Annotated in this window: 12 protein-coding genes and 6 pseudogenes; 8 read left to right on the top strand and 10 right to left on the bottom strand. The window is 50.3% G+C overall.

Translation table 11 applies throughout. From position 1 onward, the window contains the following. Positions 1-79: 79 nt before the first annotated feature. Both IAE50_RS23385 and IAE50_RS26230 read left to right on the top strand, forming a co-directional pair. Positions 80-1,403: pseudogene (locus IAE50_RS23385) on the top strand (IS3 family transposase). A 23-nt stretch (positions 1,404-1,426) separates the two neighbouring features. Then, positions 1,427-1,787 (top strand): annotated as a pseudogene (locus tag IAE50_RS26230) (DDE-type integrase/transposase/recombinase); the annotation flags it as partial. Between the two features lie 7 nt (positions 1,788-1,794). Here the strand turns inward: IAE50_RS26230 and IAE50_RS26225 are convergent. The 3 genes and pseudogenes from IAE50_RS26225 to motA all read right to left on the bottom strand — a co-directional run. Next, positions 1,795-2,536 (bottom strand): annotated as a pseudogene (locus IAE50_RS26225) (transposase); the annotation flags it as partial. Between the two features lie 188 nt (positions 2,537-2,724). After that, positions 2,725-2,850, bottom strand: a pseudogene (locus tag IAE50_RS26830) (hypothetical protein); the annotation flags it as partial. Positions 2,851-4,192: 1,342 nt separating this feature from the next. Beyond that, positions 4,193-5,068 (bottom strand): flagellar motor stator protein MotA, encoded by an 876-nt coding sequence (gene motA, locus IAE50_RS23375; protein WP_200581464.1) that lies wholly within the window; start codon positions 5,066-5,068, stop codon positions 4,193-4,195. 1,498 nt (positions 5,069-6,566) lie between these two features. Here motA and IAE50_RS23365 point away from each other — a divergent pair. The 6 genes and pseudogenes from IAE50_RS23365 to IAE50_RS26215 all read left to right on the top strand — a co-directional run. Next, positions 6,567-7,471 (top strand): annotated as a pseudogene (locus IAE50_RS23365) (IS3 family transposase). Positions 7,472-7,793: 322 nt separating this feature from the next. Continuing rightward, positions 7,794-8,930 (top strand): D-alanyl-lipoteichoic acid biosynthesis protein DltD, encoded by a 1,137-nt coding sequence (locus tag IAE50_RS23360; RefSeq protein WP_200581462.1) that lies wholly within the window; start codon positions 7,794-7,796, stop codon positions 8,928-8,930. Between the two features lie 129 nt (positions 8,931-9,059). Beyond that, on the top strand, positions 9,060-10,178 hold the full coding sequence (locus tag IAE50_RS23355) for an MBOAT family O-acyltransferase (RefSeq protein WP_200581469.1): 1,119 nt from the start codon (positions 9,060-9,062) through the stop codon (positions 10,176-10,178). Continuing rightward, entirely contained in the window at positions 10,175-11,608 is a 1,434-nt protein-coding gene (locus IAE50_RS23350) for an AMP-binding protein (RefSeq protein ID WP_200581461.1), read from the top strand. The genes IAE50_RS23355 and IAE50_RS23350 overlap by 4 nt, the downstream gene beginning before the upstream one ends. A 17-nt stretch (positions 11,609-11,625) precedes the next feature. Continuing rightward, complete coding sequence (locus IAE50_RS23345) at positions 11,626-11,844, top strand: acyl carrier protein (protein WP_200581460.1); 219 nt, start codon at positions 11,626-11,628, stop codon at positions 11,842-11,844. Positions 11,845-12,082: 238 nt separating this feature from the next. Continuing rightward, positions 12,083-12,220, top strand: a pseudogene (locus IAE50_RS26215) (integrase); the annotation flags it as partial. A gap of 554 nt (positions 12,221-12,774) precedes the next feature. Here the strand turns inward: IAE50_RS26215 and IAE50_RS23340 are convergent. The 7 genes from IAE50_RS23340 to kdpF form a co-directional block, all read right to left on the bottom strand. After that, positions 12,775-13,239, bottom strand: a complete 465-nt coding sequence (locus tag IAE50_RS23340) for a hypothetical protein (RefSeq protein WP_200581459.1) — start codon at positions 13,237-13,239, stop codon at positions 12,775-12,777. A gap of 263 nt (positions 13,240-13,502) precedes the next feature. Continuing rightward, positions 13,503-14,219: a response regulator gene (locus IAE50_RS23335; RefSeq protein WP_200581458.1), complete on the bottom strand. Its 717-nt coding sequence runs from the start codon at positions 14,217-14,219 to the stop codon at positions 13,503-13,505. Then, a complete protein-coding gene (locus IAE50_RS23330) occupies positions 14,191-16,872 on the bottom strand; it encodes a sensor histidine kinase KdpD (RefSeq protein ID WP_200581457.1) in 2,682 nt (893 codons plus the stop codon). The genes IAE50_RS23335 and IAE50_RS23330 overlap by 29 nt, the downstream gene beginning before the upstream one ends. Positions 16,873-16,923: 51 nt before the next feature. Next, positions 16,924-19,005 (bottom strand): potassium-transporting ATPase subunit KdpB, encoded by a 2,082-nt coding sequence (kdpB, locus tag IAE50_RS23325; protein ID WP_200581456.1) that lies wholly within the window; start codon positions 19,003-19,005, stop codon positions 16,924-16,926. A 14-nt stretch (positions 19,006-19,019) separates the two neighbouring features. Further along, positions 19,020-19,664, bottom strand: a complete 645-nt coding sequence (gene kdpC, locus IAE50_RS23320) for a potassium-transporting ATPase subunit KdpC (RefSeq protein ID WP_200581468.1) — start codon at positions 19,662-19,664, stop codon at positions 19,020-19,022. A 50-nt stretch (positions 19,665-19,714) separates the two neighbouring features. After that, complete coding sequence (gene kdpA, locus IAE50_RS23315; RefSeq protein WP_200581455.1) at positions 19,715-21,418, bottom strand: potassium-transporting ATPase subunit KdpA; 1,704 nt, start codon at positions 21,416-21,418, stop codon at positions 19,715-19,717. Between the two features lie 137 nt (positions 21,419-21,555). Next, entirely contained in the window at positions 21,556-21,636 is an 81-nt protein-coding gene (kdpF, locus tag IAE50_RS26825) for a K(+)-transporting ATPase subunit F (protein ID WP_375287993.1), read from the bottom strand. Positions 21,637-22,173: the final 537 nt, after the last annotated feature.

The raw sequence follows: 22,173 nt of genomic DNA, 5'->3' as shown, positions 1-22,173 counted from the left end.
TTATTCAGCAGGGGCGTGAGGATCTACTATGGGAAGAAGACCTGTTGACCCTGAACTCAAAGAAAGAGCAATCAGGCACCTGCTCCTGCCCTATAACTGGACGATGAGGCAGGTTGCTGAAGACACCGGCGTCAGGGGGTCTACTGTTCATGACTGGCGTAAACGACTGGAAATGGAGGGGCTTATCAAAAACAAACATGATCTGACCGAGGTCTGCCCTCCGGAGCAGCTGCTGGAAACGTCAGCGTTGTCAGAGCACGGGCTGGCCGAATACTGCCGAAAAAAACGGCCTGTACACTGAGCAAGTCCGGCACTGGAAGCAGAGCTGCTGGTGCTGCAGGAGAAGCCGGGTGACCTCCGGAGCAGCGAAGGGGACGACTGACGTCCCTTCCGGAGAGGCAGCGCCTCACCAGGCTCATGGTGAGGCGGTTCGCTGTGGGGCAGGCCGGCAACGAGCCTGCAGGCTGGCGGGTATCTCGTTACGTACGCTTCAGCGCTGGCGTCAGTGTGGCACCTGTGGTGAAGACCGCCGGCTCTCTGCCCGGCGGCCCGCGCCTGCAAACCGTCTCACTGAAGCGGAGCGCGCCCGTATCCTGCAGGTCTGTGCCGGACCGGAATATGCCGACAGGCCACCCTGCTATACCCGGCGCTTGCAGACCGGGGCATATACATCGCCTCTGAGTCCAGCTTCCGTCGCGTGATGAAGGCACAGGGCATGGACCGGTACCGTGGGCGGGCCCGGCCACACGGGACTACAGCAGGCCGCAGAGTTATACGGCAACGGCACCGAACAGGCTGTGGTCCCGGGACATCACGCATCTTCCGGCTTCGGTAACGGGACGGCGGTTTTACCTGTATATGATTACGGATGTCTTCAGCCGGAGGATAACCGGTGCGGAGGTCCATGAGAAGGAGTCCGGGCAGTATGCCTCCGCACTGCTGCAGCGTGCCGTGTGGTCGGAAAAATGCCGCCACAGCGGCCTGGTGCTGCATGCTGACAACGGTGCGCCGATGAAGAGCTTCACGGTGCAGGCGAAGCTGTACGAGCTGGGTATAGCGCCTTCTCACAGCAGACCCCGGGTCAGTAACGATACCCCTTACTCCGAATCGCTGTTCAGGACGCTGAATACTGCCCGCAGTGGCCCCGGGAAGGGTTCAGCGACCCTGAGGGTGCCCGGAGATGAGTATACCGCTTCGTTCAGTGGTACAACACGAAGTGGCCTGTGCTGGGTGACGCCGGATGAGAAGCATCACGGACTGAATGTGGAAGTCCTGCAAAGTGTCATGGGCTGTATGAGGAAGCCCGGCGATATCACCCGGAGCGGCGGTCCGGGAAAATCCGAAACCGGGCCCCGGTCATGCCGGTCTCACTTAACCCTGAGAAAACGCAGCGTACGGCATGAAAACATGACAGCTACCTTGAAAGTTGCCGCGCCCGGATACACCAAACCTGACCTGTCCAATGGATTTCTTCATGGACGCACTCGCCAGCGGCCGACGGATTAAGTGCCAGATCTGTGTGGATAACTTCACGAGAAAGTGTCTGACGATCACCGCCACTTCCGGGATTCCGGGTGCTCAGATCACGCATATTCTGGACAGCATTGCGCTATTTCGTGGCTATCCGGTGACAATAAGAACCGATCATGGCCCGAGGTTAACCTGTCGCGTGCTTGATCAATGAGCCTTTGGGGCATGGAATAGTGCGCACAATCCAACCTGGCGAGCCAACGCAGAACGAATTTATTAAAAGTTTTAACGGTCTCTTTCGCGACGAATGCCTGAATTCATGCCCCACTGCTTCAACAGGTACTCAAACGCCTTTGCCGTATCCGGGTGCCGCAACAGCACCGTCATCTGCACCTGTATCCAGTTGTACAACGACTGCAGCAGTGAGATGGTTTTCTCTTTCCGGATAGCCAGCCTTTCATCTGCCGGGCTGCCGGATATCTCCTCCTCAATGGCGTACAGCTCACCGGTGCGCTTCAGTGCTTTGGTGAGCTGTCGATCGGGGACGGGCATGAACGCCGTAGATTTTTCGCCGGACGTGCGCCATACAGGCCGCCTCGGTAATTCATCCGTTTTAGTACAGGACTACGCATCTGCCGTTGTACCCGACAAAATGTTACTGCGGATGAACACCCTACGATCCGGTTAGTACGCTAACAACATCGCCGTGGGAAGTTGTGAACCCGCACTACAATCGTTCCCACACGTGACCCATAGCCAATCTCCGGGTTTGCCGCTGCCCGGCTCCCGCACCGGCACAGGGATATCGTATTGAATGGATCTTGCCCGGCACAACACATACTGACGCAGTAGGTCATACAACTGCTCCAGCAGCTCGACGATCGCACAGGACCAGCGTGACACGGTTCAGCTCCGCGCCCTGACGGCGGTTTATTTACGACTGACGATAGTTAGAGGTATACTCCGCGGATTTTGCTGTAACAATGCGCGACAGCAGGCCAACTCTATCGCACGACGGGCAGGTTGTTTCGCCAGCGACAGCATTCAGGTTTCGCAGGGAAGAGGCGGTAGATTTTCGGGGCTTTTGCAGAACTGCATGCACTGCATGCACTGCAATTCAGCAACCAGCGCGCCATCCGCTGCTACAGAAGGTGGTTATACTTCACCATCTTCCGGATTGCGTGCTACTACGTGTCCAGCAAGGCCCGGAGACGAATATTTTCGTCAGAGAGTGCGCGAGCACCATGCGCTGCTTTAGCGTAACTGACGTGCGCAGGCCAAGAGTTTCATTCGCTGAGGATGTATTAAAATTCCTTCCAGCAGCATGAGCAACTGTGTCGGCGTCAGGTGGACTTTACCGTTACGGGTTACCTGCCAAACAAGTGCCCGCTGAAAGGATCGTCCCACAACGTACTGCGCCTTTGCAGCAAGGCCGTTAAATTGTTACGCATGTCAGCCACGCCGGCGATCAGTCAGATGCGTGCGCCGACGGGGAAGTTTATCATGCATCATCCTTCCCAAATTCGCTGACGAAAGCACGCAGCTCCGGCGTAAGTGGCCCGATCAGACTCGGATCTCCACCCAGTAGCGTCAGCCTGCAACAGATGACCGGTTCAGGTCTGCTGATACGGCCTCGTTGTGCCTGGATGGCGGCAGAAGAGGTTCTACGGTGACAGGAATGAGGGTGGCTCTGCTGACAGGTTCCAGCAGCCCTAGAGATGTAGATTATACCAGTTAAATTCAGGTTATCGTTAACATCGTATTTCCGTGTCAGTTCTATCACACAAACCTAGGTCGCGTTCATTAAGCTCTTACTCGGGGCGCTCAGGCGTGTATTCCTCCTGCAATGGCCAGTTAATAGCTGTGCGACGAAAACGTTTGAATATTTTACGCGTAACGGAGGTGTTGATGTTTAGCCGCTTTGCGATTTCACCGTAAGCCAGGGCGCCGTTAAACCGCAGGCTAGTGCGGTAGTGATCCAGGTTCTTCTGGTATAAGGCGTATTTCTTTCCACAGTAGTATATATGTTTGCGAGAGTGTCCATGGCAGGAAAAGCGGAGAAAAATAAAAACGACCTGAATGTGAAAATTACAATTAACCTGCGTTATACTCGATACTCATAGAGTAGTCATTTATTTTGATGTCTGGTTCCTGAGGAATACTGAATCCGGAACATGCACAGGGGCTTGATGACATGGTGGCAGGCCTGCTGAACTTGCCCGGCATGGATGTGGAGTATATATATTGACACCGAGTGTCCTGGACAGGGTTTCCGGTGAATTTGGAAGCCGCCATTTGACCGTCTCTATATAATATTTAAAGACAGAATTCCCGGCACGCGGAATAAAGTACTGGATAATTTCAGATACCGGGATGGTTCATGGGAGGGAACTGACGAGGCTGAAACGAAAAGGCCAACATCCACCGAACGGGGAGCATTGGCGGATCAAATACTGGAATAAAATTATTAGAATACAATCACAGCGAGTTGAAAAGAACAATTAGCGCAAATCTGGGGTTTAAGTCGATGAAAAGAGATACGCCACGATAAAAGAGATTGAAATGATGCGGGCCCTGTAAGAGGCCAGGCCGAATGATTTTATTTCATTTATCCCCCGGGACGAGATGCGTCTGGTAAGCAGGGTCTTTGAAATACAAAGCTCTCTCATTACACAGAAGGCTGCTTATCACTGTCACCATATCTGCAGGAGAAGTTCACTGGCTACGCCTCTGTATTAATACTTTTCCGGATGTCCACAATGCAGGCCTCGATCTCAGTGAAAGACGGTCGGATATCGCTGTACAGCGCTTTACGCCCGAACTCAACCGACGTCTGGGGTGGACAGCCGTTTAGGTCCGCAATGAGGATCATCCTGACGCACTGCAGCATCCGCAGGCTTTCGGCGTGGCGCAGCCGCAGTCGCTCTGCAAGGGGCGTAATAAATCCGTAGGACAGCAGAATGCCCAGAAATGTGCCCACCATCGCCTGGGCGATAAGCGCCCCCATTTCCGCCGCCGGACGGTCTGCGGCCGACAGGGTGTGGATGACGCCCAGCACGGCGGCCACAATACCAAACGCAGGCAGGGAATCCCCCAGCCTGCCCAGTGCCTGTGCCGGGACCTCCCCTTCCTCTTCCAGTGTCTCCAGCTCCTGCTCCATCAGCGCATCCAACTGCCACGCATTCATGTTCCCGGACAGCATCAGGCGCAGATAATCGGTAATGAACTCTGTTAGGCGACTGTCAGCCAGAATAAGGGGGTAGCGCAGGAAATCCGGACTGGTATACGGGGAATCGATGTCCGTCTCGAGGAAGAAAATCCCCTGCTGCCGCGCCCGTCTCAGTAGACGGAAAAGGAGAGACATAACATCAATACCCAGCTCCCGCGTATAGCGAGGTCCACGAAAAAGCAGCGGGCAATAACGGCCCGTGGCAAGAATGGCCTGCCCGCTGTTGGCCGCGAAAAAAGCCCCGACTGCGGCACCAGCGATAATCAGCAGTTCATAAGGCTGTACCAGTGCACCGCTGTCGCCACCTGACAGCACGTACCCACCCCATACGGTCAGGAGAACAACAATTCCTCCCAGAAGGACCAGCATAATCTGACTCCCTGAAAAAATAATTTCATTCTGTCAGCCAGGTCGACTGTAACGGCCACGCGACAGCATATTCACCGGCTGGCAAATGCCGGTCTGTCAGTATAGATACTCGCGCAATTCTGCCTGCACCCAGCCATTCGTTCGCTGAAAAGTCCGGGGACCGGTTTCCAGATTAAAGAAACTGCAAGCGAATAATCTGTGGCGGAAAGCTGGCCGGATTGGTCAGCAGCCAATCGCGCATCGCTCACGGGCAGATGACGGTTCATGGCAGGTCGCACGCAGCCCCCCAGAAATGGCAATACCTATCTTCCAGGAAAACCAAGACCTCTAGCGCATCGATAAGGACATTGTCACCCTCCTTAAACGGTGGGTGCCCGGCATATGGCGAGAAATACCGAGGCAAACTTTTCCGGATCCCGGAATACAACAGAAAGGGACGGTTCAGGTTCCCTGTCTGAGGCAACCGGCGGCGAATCCTGTGGGTTGCCGAAACTATCCACATGATAGCCTGAGAAATGAGCGGGTCACCACCACCGGCAAAAACCCGGTTGACCTGTTTCATCTCCACGACATCAAATATAATGTCGCAGGGCTCAGCCCACGCCAGTCAGGCTTTTTCAAAAAAATAGAATATTCTTCACCGGTGGATCCCTCCCAGGCCAAACAGCTCGCCGGGAAAGGGCATACACAGCCTGTTAATTCTGATCCTTCCTTACGGTCATTCCCTCAACAGTGCGGGCCCCGGCAGCTGCGTGGTTATCAGTCCGTAGTGATATGGACAGTAGAATACTGGCAGATGAAGATGTTATATGTGTAAAAAGCTTATCGGTCTGATAGCAGGAAACTTTAGCAATTTTAATCAGCGCACCGCCAAAAGTCTGCGTCAGATCCCGTTATTCATTGTTTTATAACACTGGGCAATGAGTTCCCTGCTGAGCGTATCGGAAGCTGCAAACTGAACAGAGTCGGGCCAGAAAACTTGCTACGCTATGCCATCGGTTATACAAGGAGTGGCCGGTGAACAAAATCTATAAGTTGCTCTTGGAACATCAGTCTCCCTTTAAACTAAACCTTACTCTACGTCCCAAACTGTGCGATTACATTGCAAAAATAACGTTTGTTAAAAAAAGCCCGTCCAGTGGGCGGGCAGAGGCGTTAGCTTGAAGTAAAACACTTTTTTTGTTATTGTGTATGGTGCCGGGTGCCTCCCGGTGGGCCAGATGTAAGCTGAAATCCTGACCCGCGCTTGATTGTGGCAATATGTTTACGAAAGTACAGCTTTTGCACTCCGCCGCTCATGGGGATCCACCATATATATTCACTATAGCACCGGAAGCGACTGAGTCAATATTTCAGACACCGGTTTGCTCCCACCTGCACGCCCAATCGGCTATTTTCTTCCTGATGACCGGTATTTGCCGGACAACGAATGCTGCTTTATGGAGTGCCCCGTGCCTGTAGACAAATCTGCCCTATATTTTGAGCACAGGAGGAGTCTATGGGCACACCACGATTTACCCCTAAGTTTAAAGACGAAGCTGTCCGCCAGATCACCGGGCGGGGCTATTCCGTCGCCGACGTTTCTGAACGTCTGGGCGTCTCGCAACACAGCCTTTATAAATGGATCCGTTCTATAAAACTTGATGCCAGCGGGCACCAGGCGCAGGATCTGCTGGGTGCCCGGACGGAGATCCTCCGGTTGAAAGCGCAGCTCAAGCGAACTGAGGAGGAGCGGGATATCCTGAAAAAGGCGGCTCGGTACTTTGCAAGGGAGCCCGACTAAAGTACCGCTTCATTAACGATCACCGTCAGGTTTGGTCGATCACACTGATGTGTCGGGTTCTGAAGATTGCCCGTTCCGGTTTTTACGTCTGGCTCCACTGCCCGGTATCAGCTGGAGAGCAGGATAATCAGTGGCTGCTGACGCTTATCCGCGACTCTTATACCCTGAGTGGCGGCGTTTATGGATACCGGCGGGTCCACAGTGGCCTGCGAGAAACCGGAGAGGTATGCAGTAAAAACAGGGTAGCGAAAATTATGCGGCAGAACAGAATCAAGGCCGTACATGGCTATAAAATCCCGCGAGGAGCACGAGGACGTCCGTCAGTAATTGCTCCTAACCGGGTACATCGGGAGTTCACAGTCGTTAAACCGAACCAGGTCTGGGTAACGGATATTACCTACATACGGACCTGGCAGGGCTGGCTGTATCAAAGAGCGCATCAGAAAGCGGTCTATAAAAACCGGGACATGGCCCGGGCTGATATCTTTGATTATATCGAAGTGTTCCACAACCGGGCCCGACGCCACAGCCACCTGGGAGGCGTCAATCCAGAGGCCTTCGAAGGGCCTTGTCGTGAGGACAGTGAATATCTACGGGAACGGGGGCACTCCACCCAATGATGCCCTCAATCACAGTGCAAGATAAGACGAAAGAACGAGAACAACTATACCCCACACTTGAGTTCTTACTTAAGCACGTTTAAAAAATGCACTACATAGCCTGACAAAAAAGCCACTTAAAACATCTGCATAAGTTAAAATTCACTCGTGAATGAGTACACCTTTTTACGCCAGATCAAATCTGTACATACTGTTACACAGCAATGCTCATCATTAAGCCGATGGCTGGTATATAGTGTCGAGAACACAGAGAACGTTTACCTGTAAAGTAGAAAACCAACAAAATTTAAACAAATGAATATCATATTTTTTTAATACTATAATGAAACTTAAGAATGCTTTCTACCTACATATCCTGATGGCTGTTCTCGCCACCCTGTTTCTTAGTGTTCACCCGCTGGTGACAAGTTTCGATCCGCCGCTTAAATTTCAACCGTTGATTACATCAATGGAAGGAACGCAAAAAGAGCAAGCGGAGAAAATGGCCACTATTTCTCATGCATTACAGGGCAATGCGATTTTTTTTATTGGCGCGTCTGAAGTCGCTACATCCGAAGAAGAACATTACGCTGTATATAATTATCTGAATAATGATTTGCACCGTCCGGTTGTGGCGTTTGGCGATAGCTTTTATGACAGTATTACACATTTTTTACTGTTTTCGCGTTTTAAAAACGATCTTAACGCAAACAGCAAAGTCGTTTTGCTGCTGGCACCTGATAGCTTTTATTCTAATGGTGTTCCGCCGGCTATTTTTGCCAACCTTTTTCCGGCACCGATGTTTAATCCGTTAATGCAAAATGAGCAAACTCGTCCTTTGCTGGTTAATTATTTACAAAAAATGGACAAGAAAGAGGTCAGCCATTTAACGTTTGCACAAATGAACGTTGCGGGCTGGAGTCTGGACAATCTCTGGCAGGAAATCAGTTTCCAGTTTGCCAATTTCTGTACGCTGATTAAAAACGACTGGCTGGCAATGTTGCACATCAAATCGCAGTCTGCGCAGCCGTGGCCACAGCAACCTGCTGCCGCGATAACGCCAGACTGGGAACGCGAACTGGCGCATGCCCGTGAACTAAACGAAACCCGGCATGAAAGCGCCGCCACCCTGTGGATGGACAAATCTGTCTATATTCTGGGTGAAAAACCAGAAGTGTGGGACAACTCCCCGATACTACCAGAACAACTGAATGCCTTTCGCGCCATGGTTAAATTATTGAAAGAGCGTCATGTGCAGGTTGTTGTGATCATCGATGCAATTAACCGCCGCGCGGTGCAGAACCCTGAGTTGGTGCAGCCTGCGGTGACGCAGACAACAGCGATCCTCAAAGAAAACAATATTCCCTATCTGAATATGTATTCCATGCCATATCAGGATGGCTGGAACTGGGATCGCCTTCACCCCACCGATCTGGCATGGATACCGATGGACCGCTTTATTGTTGAGAGTTTTAAATGATGAAATACGCGATCCAGCTTTTTTTTCTTTATCTATTTCTGGCGGTGACCGTCATCGCGTGGTCCTCGGTGGATGGGAGCATGAATATAAAAGTGCATTTTGAGTATCAAAAGTTCTGAGGAATGAATGATGTATAGCTCCGGAACCTTTTTTTTCTTTCTGTTTTCATTCGCTTTGGTTTTTGCGCTGGTGAATCGTATATTGCGTTTTCGCTTGACCTATTTAGCGGCGTTTTCCGTACTGGCAGCGTTCAGCTGGGGATACATTTTCCAGGGGGATTATGTTGTTCCCGTTGTGATGTTTCTAAGCTTTTATATACTGGTGGCCTTAAAAGAGAAAGGCTGGTTAAAAACCTGGCAGGCGGTCAGCCTGACACTACTGCCGTTGTTGTTGGTGAAGTTACACCTCAACAACCACTGGGGCATGCTTGGCCTTTCGTTCATGACCTTTCGCGCCATCGATGTATTGCTGTACCGCAGTAAAAAAGATAGCCGCAATATCCTGCACTATTTTTGCTATCTGTTTATGCCGTTTATTATCCTGGCTGGCCCGATGTACCGCTGGCGGACATGGGTAAATGACATAAATAAACCGGCATTCGCGCTTAATTGTGAGCAATTTCTGATAGCAATAGAGCAGATCTTCATCGGTATTATTCAGAAATTCTTATTCGCTATGTTGATCGATAATCTGGTTATTCAGCCGTGGAGCCATCGCCAGTTTACCTTCATCGTTGGCATAGTGATGTCGCTGGCTTACAGCGCCTATCTTTATTTCGATTTTGCCGGTTACAGCAATATGGCGATTGGCGCCGGGCAGTTATTTGGCTTCAATATCCCGGCGAATTTTAATATGCCCATCCTGGCGAAAAACCCGCAGGATTTCTGGCGTCGCTTTCATATCAGTCTGTCGGTGTGGCTGCGGGACGTGGTGTTTATGCCAGTGTATATGAATCTGATGAAACTCAATTTCTTTCGTCAGAACAAAACGCTGGCTCAGAACATCAGTATTTTCTGCACCCTGTTTTGTATGGGGGCATGGAACGGACTTGAACGACATTATGTTATCAGCGGCGCGCTGTTTGGCGCCATTTCCATTGCACATAACATGCTTCAGTGGTCAGCCAAACGCAGTCCGGCGCTCACCAACTGGCTCCAGTATCCGGTTGTTAGCTTATGCGGACGTCTGTTAACGCTGGCAAGCGCTGCGGCTTCTCTCTACATTTTTAGCGGAATGTCACCTCTATGAACCTTCATAACGAGCTTCAGAAATTGCACGATTTCCTGCGTACGGTATTACTCGATCCCGCCAACCCGCAGCAACTGGCGATCAGTGGCAGCGACGAGTCATTAACCTGGGCGCAGCTTGTCGCCGCCGTGACAGACTGGGTACAACGTTACCAGCGCTGCCATCAGGTCGCGGGTGCGCCAGTGGTATTATATGGACATCAGCAGGCAGAGTTTGCCGTCGCTATTTATAGCTGTTTGCTGCACAATATTCCGTATATTCCGGTTGATTGCATCTACCCGCAGGAGCGGCTGAAAGAAATTTGCCACCTGGCCAGTGCCCCGTGGTACTACGATGTGGCGACCCGTCAGTTTGTTACCACTGCAGAGACTGGCCAGCCGCTGGTTGAGCGGGATCTTGCCTATATCATGTTCACCTCTGGCAGCACCGGTAAACCCAAAGGGGTACAAATTGGTCGTGAAAGTGTGTGGCATTTTATGAAGTGGGTGAGACAGGACTTTGCACTACCAGAAAATCCCGTGCTGATGAACCATGCCGTGTTCAGCTTCGATCTGTCGCTTATCCCGCTGCTGGCGAACCTTGCGACCGGCGGGCATATCGTGCTCAATGCTAAAGAGGATATCGCCACAGGAAACTGGCTTGACCGTCTGAAAGACAACGAGGTTTCGGTGTGGGTTTCCACCCCCTCTTTTGCCTACCAGAAGCTGCTCTCGCCACAGTTCAACAGCGATTATTTGCCTGCGCTGAATGTGTTTGTTTTTATTGGTGAAGTGCTCAACAAAGTACTGGTGAAGCAGTTACGCCGCTGTTTCCCGCAGGCGAAGATCCTCAATTCTTATGGTCCGACTGAAGCAACCATCGCCACCACGGTGATCGAGATAACCGACGCTATCCTGAATAGCGACAATGATTTGTTACCGATCGGCGTGATGATGCCGGAATCGCGAATGGAGATTACGGCTGACGGCGAGCTGATCATTTGGGGCAAAAACGTGATGCGCGGTTATCTCGGCCTGGCGAAAGAGAATGCCGAGAAGTTGTTGCACCGCGAAACAGAAGCTTACAGCGGTTACCGCACGGGCGATCTCGGTTACGAAGAGGGGGTGCTGTATTGCCAGGGGCGCAATGACAGCCAGATCAAAATTAATGGCTACCGTATTGAAATTAATGAGATTGAAAACCGCCTGCTGGCCATGTCCGGCATCAGTGAAGCGGTGGTTTTGCCGCTGATGAAATCCGGCGGCGGTGTGCTACGTATTACCGCATTCTGTGTGACGAAGCTTGCGCCTGAGGCCATTAAACATTCCCTGTCGAAGGTGATCCCCTTTTATATGATGCCTTCGCAAATCATTATCAAAGACGCCTTACCGCTGAATCCTAACGGCAAAATCGACCGCAAGTTGCTGGATACGCACGCCCGCACTAACTGATCATTCTGGAATATATTATGGAACAAGAAATTCTTGCGCTGTTTGAAAAAATTCTCTCCCGCAAAGTGGGGTTCAATGATGAGTTAATCGAATCGAATATTCTAGACTCGATTCTCGCCGTGGATATGGTCCTGGAAGTGCAGGACGTTTACGGTTGCATGATCCCGCCGACTGAAGTCGCCACCGTGCTAAAAACCCCTGCTGATCTGGCACACTTTATTAAAGAAAATCGCTGATTTTCCCGCGTCACGGTATGGTGGCAACCTGGCAAAAACGCTCCGATTACGGGGCGTTTTTTATCTCACTATGACTCCAGTACCGCATTCCGCTGGTACACGCCTAGATTATATACATCATGTTTACCAAAATCTTAGTCGCGACCATCATGTGTCGGTGTTTCCCAAAACTTGACCCAACTTTGGTTCGCTGGCTTCTATCGGGTTTCTGAAAATCGGATTTATCCGAGGAGTCATCATGTCAAAGATCAAGCTCACCAATTCTACAATTGATGTGGCACAAGCCTAAGTGCAGCCAGCCGAACTGCGTGATACACTGGTTCCCGGCTTCCTGTGCAAGATTACCCCGACTGGCAGCAAGGTGTTCATGCACCAGTGATTAGGCATTATCTCACGATAAGTCATTATCAATAAAATGGAGTTATTACTCGCACCCCGCTATCGATTAAATTACAAACAATAACATTGCTAGCGAAGATGTGGGCCTTGTCATCCGTTATGGCTCTAGTAGATGGGCTTCCTCCAATTATGATTTACTTTTTGATGCACCGCTGACCGTGCTTGCCAACCAGACACCGCAGCCAGAATAAAAAGTCCTGCCGATTGATTGAGGGGAAACAGTGTCTAGGTTGAGTAATCAGCAGCAACAATGACCTTTATGCAGTTCCGCATTGACCAATATTTACGGCGTTCATACCATACAGTTTTTATCAAACATAAAAAGGGAAGAGGTTGAATGTAAATGCTTTTGGTTCTCTTTCAGACGGGTTTGTCAACCATAACCGTTCATACATACCACACGAGAACTGCCTGTTCATCCACGAAGAAAAACAAACAGTATCACTGTTTTTCCGCGAAAATAGTATGATCAAGCTCATCGGCAGCATACGGAGAATATATTGTCATGGGTCAGTTCATAACTGTGCCAGATCAATGCAGATCGACCGTCCCACTCTGCCACACATAGATAACGGACGGAACTAAAAGAACTTTCTGCAAAAAAACCTTTGCTTTGCTGTCAGGTACACTTACCGCAACACCGGGCATCTGCGTATATTCATACAGCAGAGTTCCGCCCAGTCGTTCAACTGCCCTGATAACTTCCCGGCGTATCGGTGCACTTTCACAGTTGCAGGAAATCATTACAACGTGGGTCGGCGCGGGTGGAGGAATCACTCCTGCAAAAGATGAAACATTCATACAAACACTTAGCAACAGAGTCACCAGACTATATCGCGTGATTCTGTTAATAGGGAATACTGGAACCAGGACGTGATACATCGATAATGACAACGCGCTGACATTATTATTTCCCACCAAACGCTTCTTCATCGCTCTCACCTGATAAAAGAACATGCTCATCGCTACTGTACGGCTTTGCGCATAATAAAGCATTATGAAAAATCCTAACTATCCTCACAAAAAAGTGTAGATATATCTTAATGTGGTACTCATTTCGCTGACCACTATTACAGCTCACGGTGGTTTTCCAAATTGAGAAAATGGTAATATGTTGAATCTGCCCACGCTTGGTTTACTGTTTACTCCGCTCGTAAATTAATATTGATGCTTTGCATGAAGCAACCTGTACAGCGTTGTCCAAGGCCTAATCACTCAGCAGATCCATTTTGATCTCTTTGTCAGGCAGAAACGCTGGCTTAAGTAATAACTTCGACCGTCAAGCCAGCCAGCCGGTATCCAACCTGCAATTCAGTAATCAAGTATTTGGGTTGCGAAAAATCTTCTTCAAGCTTTTGACGCAACTGCATCATGTATACACGTAGATAATGCGCCCTGTCAGAGTAAGAGGTACCCCATATTTGAAGCAGGAGCGTTCGGTATGTTAGAACCTTACCATTCCCTCGAACCAATGCACTTAACAAACGAAATTGGATGGGTGTCAAATGGACCAAAGAGCCATCTCGGATCACTTCGTATGTTGCAAGATCAACTGTAACATTACCGAACCTGACACGCGAGGAGAGCGCTCCATCAGCAGTGGATATCGTTTGCGATCGTCGCAGGAGCGCATGGATACGTGCCACCAGTTCCGGAATGCCAAATGGCTTGATAAGGTAATCATCCGCGCCGACGTTAAGCGCCTTAACTTTTTCCTCCTCTTGCTCTCGAGCTGAAAGCACGAGTACAGGCACAGAGGTCCAGCCTCTTAATTCTCGTATAAGATCTTTCCCATCGGTGTCCGGAAGACCGAGATCCACGATAATTAAATCTGGTCTTCGTGTTACAGTATCAAGGCGTGCTCTTTCGCCGCAGTCAGCCTCAAAAACAGACATTCCCTCCTTCTCCAGCGCTATTCGAACAAAACGCCGTATATTCGATTCGTCTTCAACGATCAGGATTTTCTGTTTGCTCATTCTCCCTTACCTCGAAGTCTATGCTCGGTGATGTGCGCAGGGGTAGGCAAATTTTAAAAATCGCTCCATGGGGTTTACGTGATTTTGCACTGAGGGTTCCACCATGCGCGGTGATGATCTTTCGGCATAGTGCCAAACCAAGACCCACTCCTGCAATGGACGATTCTTTTTGCCCGCGAGCAAAAGGTTCAAACAGGACATCAGTATTATTAGTCGGCAAGCCAGGTCCATCGTCCTCGACGAAGAGGTACATCGAATCTCCTGCATTACGTCCACGAACAGTTATCGTACTGGTCGATGGCGTATACTTCGCCACATTGTCGAAAAGATTGTTCAGGACACGTTCCAAAAGAAGTGCATCTATCTCCACGAGCGGCAACTCTGGCGGCAGATCGGTCAGCACTCTTCGCGGCTGCAATATGTTGGCTGACCTTGCAATCGCGATGCCTACAATCTCACTCAGTGAGTGCCATTCCTTCTGTAGCTTGACACCTTCGCTCTGAATACGAGCCAGGTCAAGCAAATTGGAAACCAGACGCCTTAGCTCATCTGATTCGGCGCGGATAGAGCGGGCGATATCTATACACTCCGACTCGGCAATATCCTGAGGATGTTCCAGAATCTCGGCCAATCCTCGAATTGCAGTGAGGGGAGTTTTGAGATCATGTGAAACCGCGGACAGCAGGGTGTTACGCATCCTCTCACCCTCCATACGTACGATCGTATCCCTGGCAACGTCAACAAAATAAATACGCTCCAGCGCCTGCGCTATCGCGGAGCAGATAGCATCAATAAGCCTGCGATCCGCTACAGTCCCGGACATGGGTGGCAGTACAGCAAGCACGCCACGTATCGCCATAGGTGCCTTCAAAGGCAAATACAAGGCCTTTGCCCCATTCAGCGTCTGGGTTCCATGCCCTGATTCCTCAATGTGATCGAAAGTCCACTGTGCAGTCGGTAGATCGACGAAGTTCGCTTGATGCTCTTCCACCAGACGTCCCACATCATTGGGGAGAATTAACGCTATCTGAGTCTCAATTAGCGGACCAATAGTTTCCTGACAAACGGCAATTATTTGCTCGACCACAATTGTCCCCGACAAATCACGTGTCACACGTGCCAGTGCGGAGGCTCGTCGCTCTCCGTCGCGTGCCGCTCTTGCCTCGGCACTCAGTCTTGCAGCAAGCTGACCAATGATGATTGCGACGACTAACATCAGCCCGAAAGTGAATATATACTGTGTATCGGTAACACTGAAGGAGAAGCGCGGCTCAACGAAGAAATAGTCGAATGAGGCCACGGAAACTATAGACGCCCATGCACCCGCGACACGTCCCAAGCGCAATGCGATGAATACCACAGTGATCAGGAAAAGCATAATTACGTTGGAAAGATCAAAAAAGCGCAGCAGCCAGCCAGCGACGGCCGTCGTCACAAGGCATGCAATCACGGCAATCAATAGCGACGCCACGCATCCCCTGGAAATTTCAATTCTCCGGCGTTTAACCCGTCTCGGTGTGTCGCCTAGGCGCAGCAATATTAGCCCCATCTCGGGGTTTTGCCGGGCAATTCGATCCACAAGTTGTGTTTTGAACGGAATAAATACACGCGCGGCAGCGTTACCCATAATGAGCTTGGTGACGTTGCGTTGTTTGGCATAATTCAGAATAGTTTGTGCAATGTCCTGGCCAGAAATGCTGGCAAACTCGCCACCAGCATACTGAGTACAACGTGCGAGATATGACAACGCATCTTTTGAACCGAATTCAGTGGTTGCTAGCGGCTGATCTACATGAACCACAACGCATTTCGCTTGAAGGTATTGCGCAAGCCTTGCCCCTTCTCTGATCAGCACTTCCTGAGAACAGTCAGCACTGACGCATATCATCAGCAACTCGCGTGTAGCCCATATGTTCCGGATCGCGTTCGAAACCCGGTACACGTGAACATCAGCATTGATTCTGTCCGCCACACGGCGCAACGCAATTTCGCGTAATGCAATCAAATTACCACGACGAAAAAAATTACGCTGCGCTTGTTCGATTGAGATAGGTAGGTAAACCTTACCTGAGTTCAACCGCGCGAGGAGATCATCCACTGGAAGATCGACTAACACGACATCGGACGCGCTATCAAAAACCCGATCCGGCACTGTTTCACGAACGCGAACTCCGATTATTCCGCTGACAATATCATTGAGGCTTTCGAGATGCTGCACGTTCAAAGCTGTGTAAACGTCTAAGCCTGCGTCAAGCAATTCCTCGACATCCTGCCACCGCTTTGTATGTCTGCTGTCGGCAATGTTTGAGTGTGCCAGTTCATCAACGACTATCAATTGCAAACCAGACGTCAGCGCCCCGTCCAAATCAAATTCTTCCTCCTCCCGCCCGCTCAGCTTTGTTCTTCTGAGAGGCAACTGAGGGATGCCCTGAATAAGTGCCAGGGTATCCACTCGCCCGTGCGTCTCCACAACTCCGATTCCGACCGCCACTCCTTCGGCCTGGCGCTGGCGCGCTGCCTGGAGCATGGCGTAGGTTTTACCCACACCAGCACACATGCCGAAGAAGACTTTTAGTCGCCCGCGATGGAGCGGGTTCCCGTCATTATTGACCACCCGCAAAAGTTCGTCGGGATCCGGACGATCCACTTTCATTTTGATAATTCTCTCTTTATACGAAGCGTTGTAAACAATAATACGCCAGAATCAGAGAAACGGAGTCAACACAAGGTCGATCAGTTTTATCCCGATGAATGGTGCGATAATGCCACCAAGGCCATAAATCAAGAGATTTCGCTTGAGGAGTCGATTGGCCGGCTCCGCGCGATATTTTACTCCGCGCAATGCCAGCGGAACTAGCGCTACGATAATCAGCGCATTGAAGATCACGGCCGACAGGATAGCTGAGCCTGGACTATGCAAATGCATAATGTTCAAAGCACTCAATGCCGGATAGGTAGCCACGAACGCGGCGGGAATGATGGCAAAATATTTCGCAAGGTCGTTTGCAACGCTAAAGGTCGTTAACGCACCACGTGTCATGATCATCTGTTTGCCAACTTCCACCACGCGCAACAGCTTGGTCGGATTACTATCAAGATCGATCATATTGCCAGCTTCCTTGGCTGCCTGGGTTCCGCTGTTCATTGCGACCGCTACATCCGCCTGTGCCAGAGCTGGTGCATCATTAGTGCCGTCACCCGTCATTGCAACAAGATGCCCGTTGCCCTGGTACTCCCGAATCAGCCGTAACTTATCCTCGGGCGTCGCCTCCGCCAGATATTCGTCCACGCCTGCTTCGGCAGCTATCGCCGCTGCCGTCAATTTGTTGTCACCGGTGATCATCACAGTCCTGATGCCCATGCCCCGTAATTCTGCAAAACGCTCTTTGATATTGCCTTTGACAATATCCTTGAGTTCGATAACACCCAGCACCCGGGAGCCATCTGAAACCACAAGAGGTGTGCCGCCACGCCTTGAAACCTCGTTAACAATTTCGGTTACTGCGTTGGGAAATATTCCGCCAAGTTGCTCGATATGCTCGTCAATTGCGGAGGAAGCACCCTTACGAATCTGGCGCTGACCAATGTCGATGCCGCTCATGCGAGTATGGGCACTGAACGCAATGGATCTGGCATCATACAGCTCACGACCGCGAATGTTGAATTGCTCCTTAGCCAGTACAACAATAGATCGGCCTTCCGGAGTTTCATCCGCAAGCGACGCTAACTGAGCCGCCTCGGCGAGCACACTTACTTCAACGCCCGGAACGGGATGGAATCCAGTGGCTTCACGATTACCCAGTGTGATCGTACCTGTCTTGTCAAGAAGCAGTACATCCACATCCCCAGCCGCCTCAATCGCGCGCCCAGAGGTAGCGAGTACATTGGCATGCATCATTCTGCTCATACCGGCGATCCCGACGGCCGACAGCAATGCACCAATGGTGGTAGGAATAAGACAAACAAGTAAAGCGATGAGTACCGTGAGGCTAACGCTTATTCCGGCACCATTAATGAGTACGCCGAAGCTTGAAAACGGTAAAAGCGTTGCGCAAACCACCAGGAAGATCAAAGTTAACGCGACAAGCAGGATCGTCAAAGCGATTTCATTTGGCGTCTTTCCACGTTTCGCACTTTCCACCATAGCAATCATGCGGTCGAGAAAGGCTTCACCTGGCTTAGCTGTCACACGAGCGATAATCCAGTCGGACAGGACGCGCGTGCCACCAGTGACAGAGCAAAAATCACCACCTGCCTCACGGATGACAGGCGCAGACTCACCTGTAATCGCAGACTCATCAACCGAAGCCGTCCCGACCATAACTTCACCATCCGAGGGAATGATCTCACCGGCGTTGACCAACACATACGCACCGACAGGCAATTCATCGCTTGGCGCAATCCATGAGACACTGTCAATTTTCGGCTCTTTTAGTACTCGTGCAACGACTTTGCGTCGTGTCGCGCGCAGGGCTTCAGCGTGCGCTTTGCCGCGTCCCTCCGCCAATGCCTCGGCCCCATTGGCAAAAAGTACGGTGAACCAGAGCCAAGCTGCAGTGGCGAAAATGAACCCTGCAGGAGCATCACCGCTTCCGCGAAGTGCCTGAACGCCCAATATTGTTGCGACAATGCTGCCGAGGTACACGACGAACATCACCGGATTACGTATCTGAATCGAAGGCGAAAGTTTCCGGAAGGATTCGCTGATGACCGAAATCCACGAAATCGACCGGGAACCGGTAGCCGGATTTGCACCCTGCGGTGCGATTATTTTTTTTTGTGACATGGTTGCACCCGTTCTTATTTCATTGCCTGCCGGGCTGGAGCAGCTTTGTCCAGCGCCAGATTAAGTTCAAGTACGTTTACGCGAGATTCTCCAAGCACACCCAATTGTCGCCCCTTCGTGCTTCGCTCTACCATCGCAAGAACCGATGACTCAGCTATCCCGCGTGCCTTTGCGACACGCGGTGCTTGCAATTGTGCATTCAAAATGGAAATGTCGGGATCCAAACCAGATGCCGATGCGGTGACCGCATCGACCGGAACTTTTGCGTCGGGAGCAAGACCGTTATCTTTGCGATAGGCAGCCGCGCGTTCAGCCACCGCCTCAAGCAGTTTCTTGCTGATGGCACCCTGATTACTTGCCGCGCTGGCCGAAGCGTTGTACGGATCATCCATCGTCCTGGAGGTATCATTGGGGTCGGTCCCAGACGTGACGCTTGGCCGCCCATGGAAGTATTGCGGCTCGGTAAAGTACTGCCCGATGACGCGTGAACCAATGGGTTTACCATTCTGCTTAATCAAGCTGCCCTGTGACTGATTTGGAAAAAGTATTCGGGCTACGCCAGTTGTCGCCAGGGGATACAGAATCCCGGTCGCGATCATGAAGAGAATGGCGGATACGACGACCGGGCGGGCAATTCCACTAAGAGCAGAAGTCGCCATCGATTCGCTGTCGTTTGCAGAGCTGTGCGGGATTGTCATAAGTAGGTTCCTCAGAAAGTCTTGCCAGCGAGCAACAATAAATGTTCAACGATCGGACCCAGCGCCAGCGCTGGCAGGAAGGTAAGCCCGCCGACGATCAATATCGTGAAAACCAGTAGTCCAGTGAATAGAGGAGTGGAAGTTGAAAGCGTCCCCGGTCCCTCAGGGATGTTATTCTTCGCGGCCATCACGCCTGCTAGAGCCATCATTGGCAGCAGGGTCAGATAGCGGCCGACTAACATTGCTAAACCGATTGTTGTATTAAAAAACGGTGTGTTAGCGTTCAGACCAGCAAAAGCCGAGCCGTTGTTTGCCGTGCCGGAGGTATAGGCGTAGAGCACCTCGCTGAAGCCATGTGGTCCGCTATTAGAAAGACTTTCGAGGGTTGAAGGCATAAGGCAAGCGAGAGCCGTAAAGCCAAGGATACTAAACGGATGCGCCAGAACGGCGAGCATGACGTACTTCATCTCGCGTGTCCCTACCTTTTTGCCAAGAAATTCGGGCGTACGACCAATCATCATGCCGACAAGGAATACTGTGAGGATCGCAAATGTAACCAGGTTAATCAGACCAACTCCGTCACCACCGAAGACGTTGTTCAACATCATCTGTACTATTGGCACGAGACCGCCAAGCGGCGTAAGGGATGAGTGCATCGAATCCACGGAGCCAGTGGTTGCCGCTGTCGTGACTGTTACAAACATGGTGGTCTGAGCGATACCGAAACGCAATTCTTTACCTTCCATGTTACCACCAGCCTGTAACAAGTTCTGGCTTTGATCAACACCCATTGGGCCCAGCAGCGGATTGCCGCCATGTTCGGAGGTGTAAACGAGTGCGAGAAAACCAATGAACATAACCAGGAAGGTGCCAAAGAATGACCACCCTTGGCGGTGGCGCAAAATCATTGCACCAAAAGTATAGGTGAGCGCCGAGGGTATCAGCAGCATGCTAAGCATGTGCAGCGTGTTCGTCAGAGGAGTCGGATTCTCGAATGGGTGAGCGGCATTCATTGCGAAGAAGCCACCGCCATTAGTGCCGATGTGCTTGATGGTTTCGAGGCTTGCAACCGGTCCCATGATGATCTGCTGCTTTGTTCCCTCCAGGGTTGTCACGACTGCGTCGGCTCTAAGCGTCTGCGGTATCCCCTGCCAGACATAGATCAGAGCGAGAAAGAAGCAGATTGGCAAAAGAAGCCGGTACGTTACGCGCGTAAAATCCACCCAATAGTTACCGATGTCAGCCGTACTCTTTCGGCTAAGGCCCCGGATGAAACCAGCCGAAGCGGCAACCCCTGTTGCCGCACTGACGGTCATCAGGAAAGTAATGACAGCCATCTGGGAGAAATTGGAAAGACTGGACTCGCCCGAGTAAGATTGCCAGTTGGTGTTAGTAATAAAGGATGCCGCTGTATTGAAGGCCAGATCCGGTGTTTGGGCTACTCGTGCGAGTGGGTCTCCGGGAAGGAAACTCTGAATACGTAAAATCAGATAACCCAATGACATCATGGCGGCATTGCTGAGCAGAAGAACCATACAATATCGTTTCCATGACATTCTTTCGGCAGGATTGATCCCGAGAACGCGGTATGTTCCTCGCTCAACAATGTTGTGGCGTTCGCTGGTAAACAGATGCGCCATCCATTTCCCAGTCATCACGGCCAGGGCGGTCATGATGGTAAGAATTATGACAAATTGTGTTATGTCTTCAGTCATTTTTGCACCTTTCAGATCTTATCCAAGCCAATAAGAAAAGCGGCAGTTAGCCCAAAGAAAATGAGCGTTAAAGTTACAAAAATAATATCAGCCATGGATGCTGCTCCAATGTAATTAAGTGAGTAATTTTCCAGCTTTCAGAATTTTTCCGGCCTTATCAAGGCGTAAAATAAATAGATACAAAGGCCAAGTGAAATAGCACCAACAAGAACGTTCATCACACACCTCAAATTTTATAATTTATTAACCGATAATGACGTGTCTTTTGCATGTATTTGTAACTTGTAGAAAAATTACGCACTCTGATAAATCTTTCTAACAAGTTTATTTTATGCAAAGAAAAATATTATTAGGATTTAATTTTTATGTATTTACATATAATTTGCATATAAACACATGGGATGGTTTATTAAAATCAAACATCCGGTGAAACGGAAACTCACACTAAGTAATATTTGGTTGACTGATATTTCTTTTAATGTTTTCAGATGATCTTTTTTCTTCTGTTTTATCAATATGATTATTTTAAATATAAAATCAATAAAACTTTGCAAGCTTGCCATATAGCTTATGCAGTGGCATCCAGATCGAGTTTTTTTGTTCATTGATAAGTTTAATGTTCATTCAGAAAGCATGCTGCCAAGTTTCAGGCAACATTTGTCTGAAAAGAGTAAGATACAGGAATTATCTATTCTTCATATTTTGTGCGCTGAGTAAAAATCCTGCCGGTCAGATGCTTATCCTTCAGCACCTCT

It is taken from the genome of Kosakonia sp. S42, from assembly GCF_016624785.1.
GTDB classification, from domain to species: domain Bacteria; phylum Pseudomonadota; class Gammaproteobacteria; order Enterobacterales; family Enterobacteriaceae; genus Kosakonia; species Kosakonia cowanii.
The sequence above is the reverse complement of the archived record's forward strand: the minus strand, read 5'-3'. Positions and strand labels throughout refer to the sequence as shown.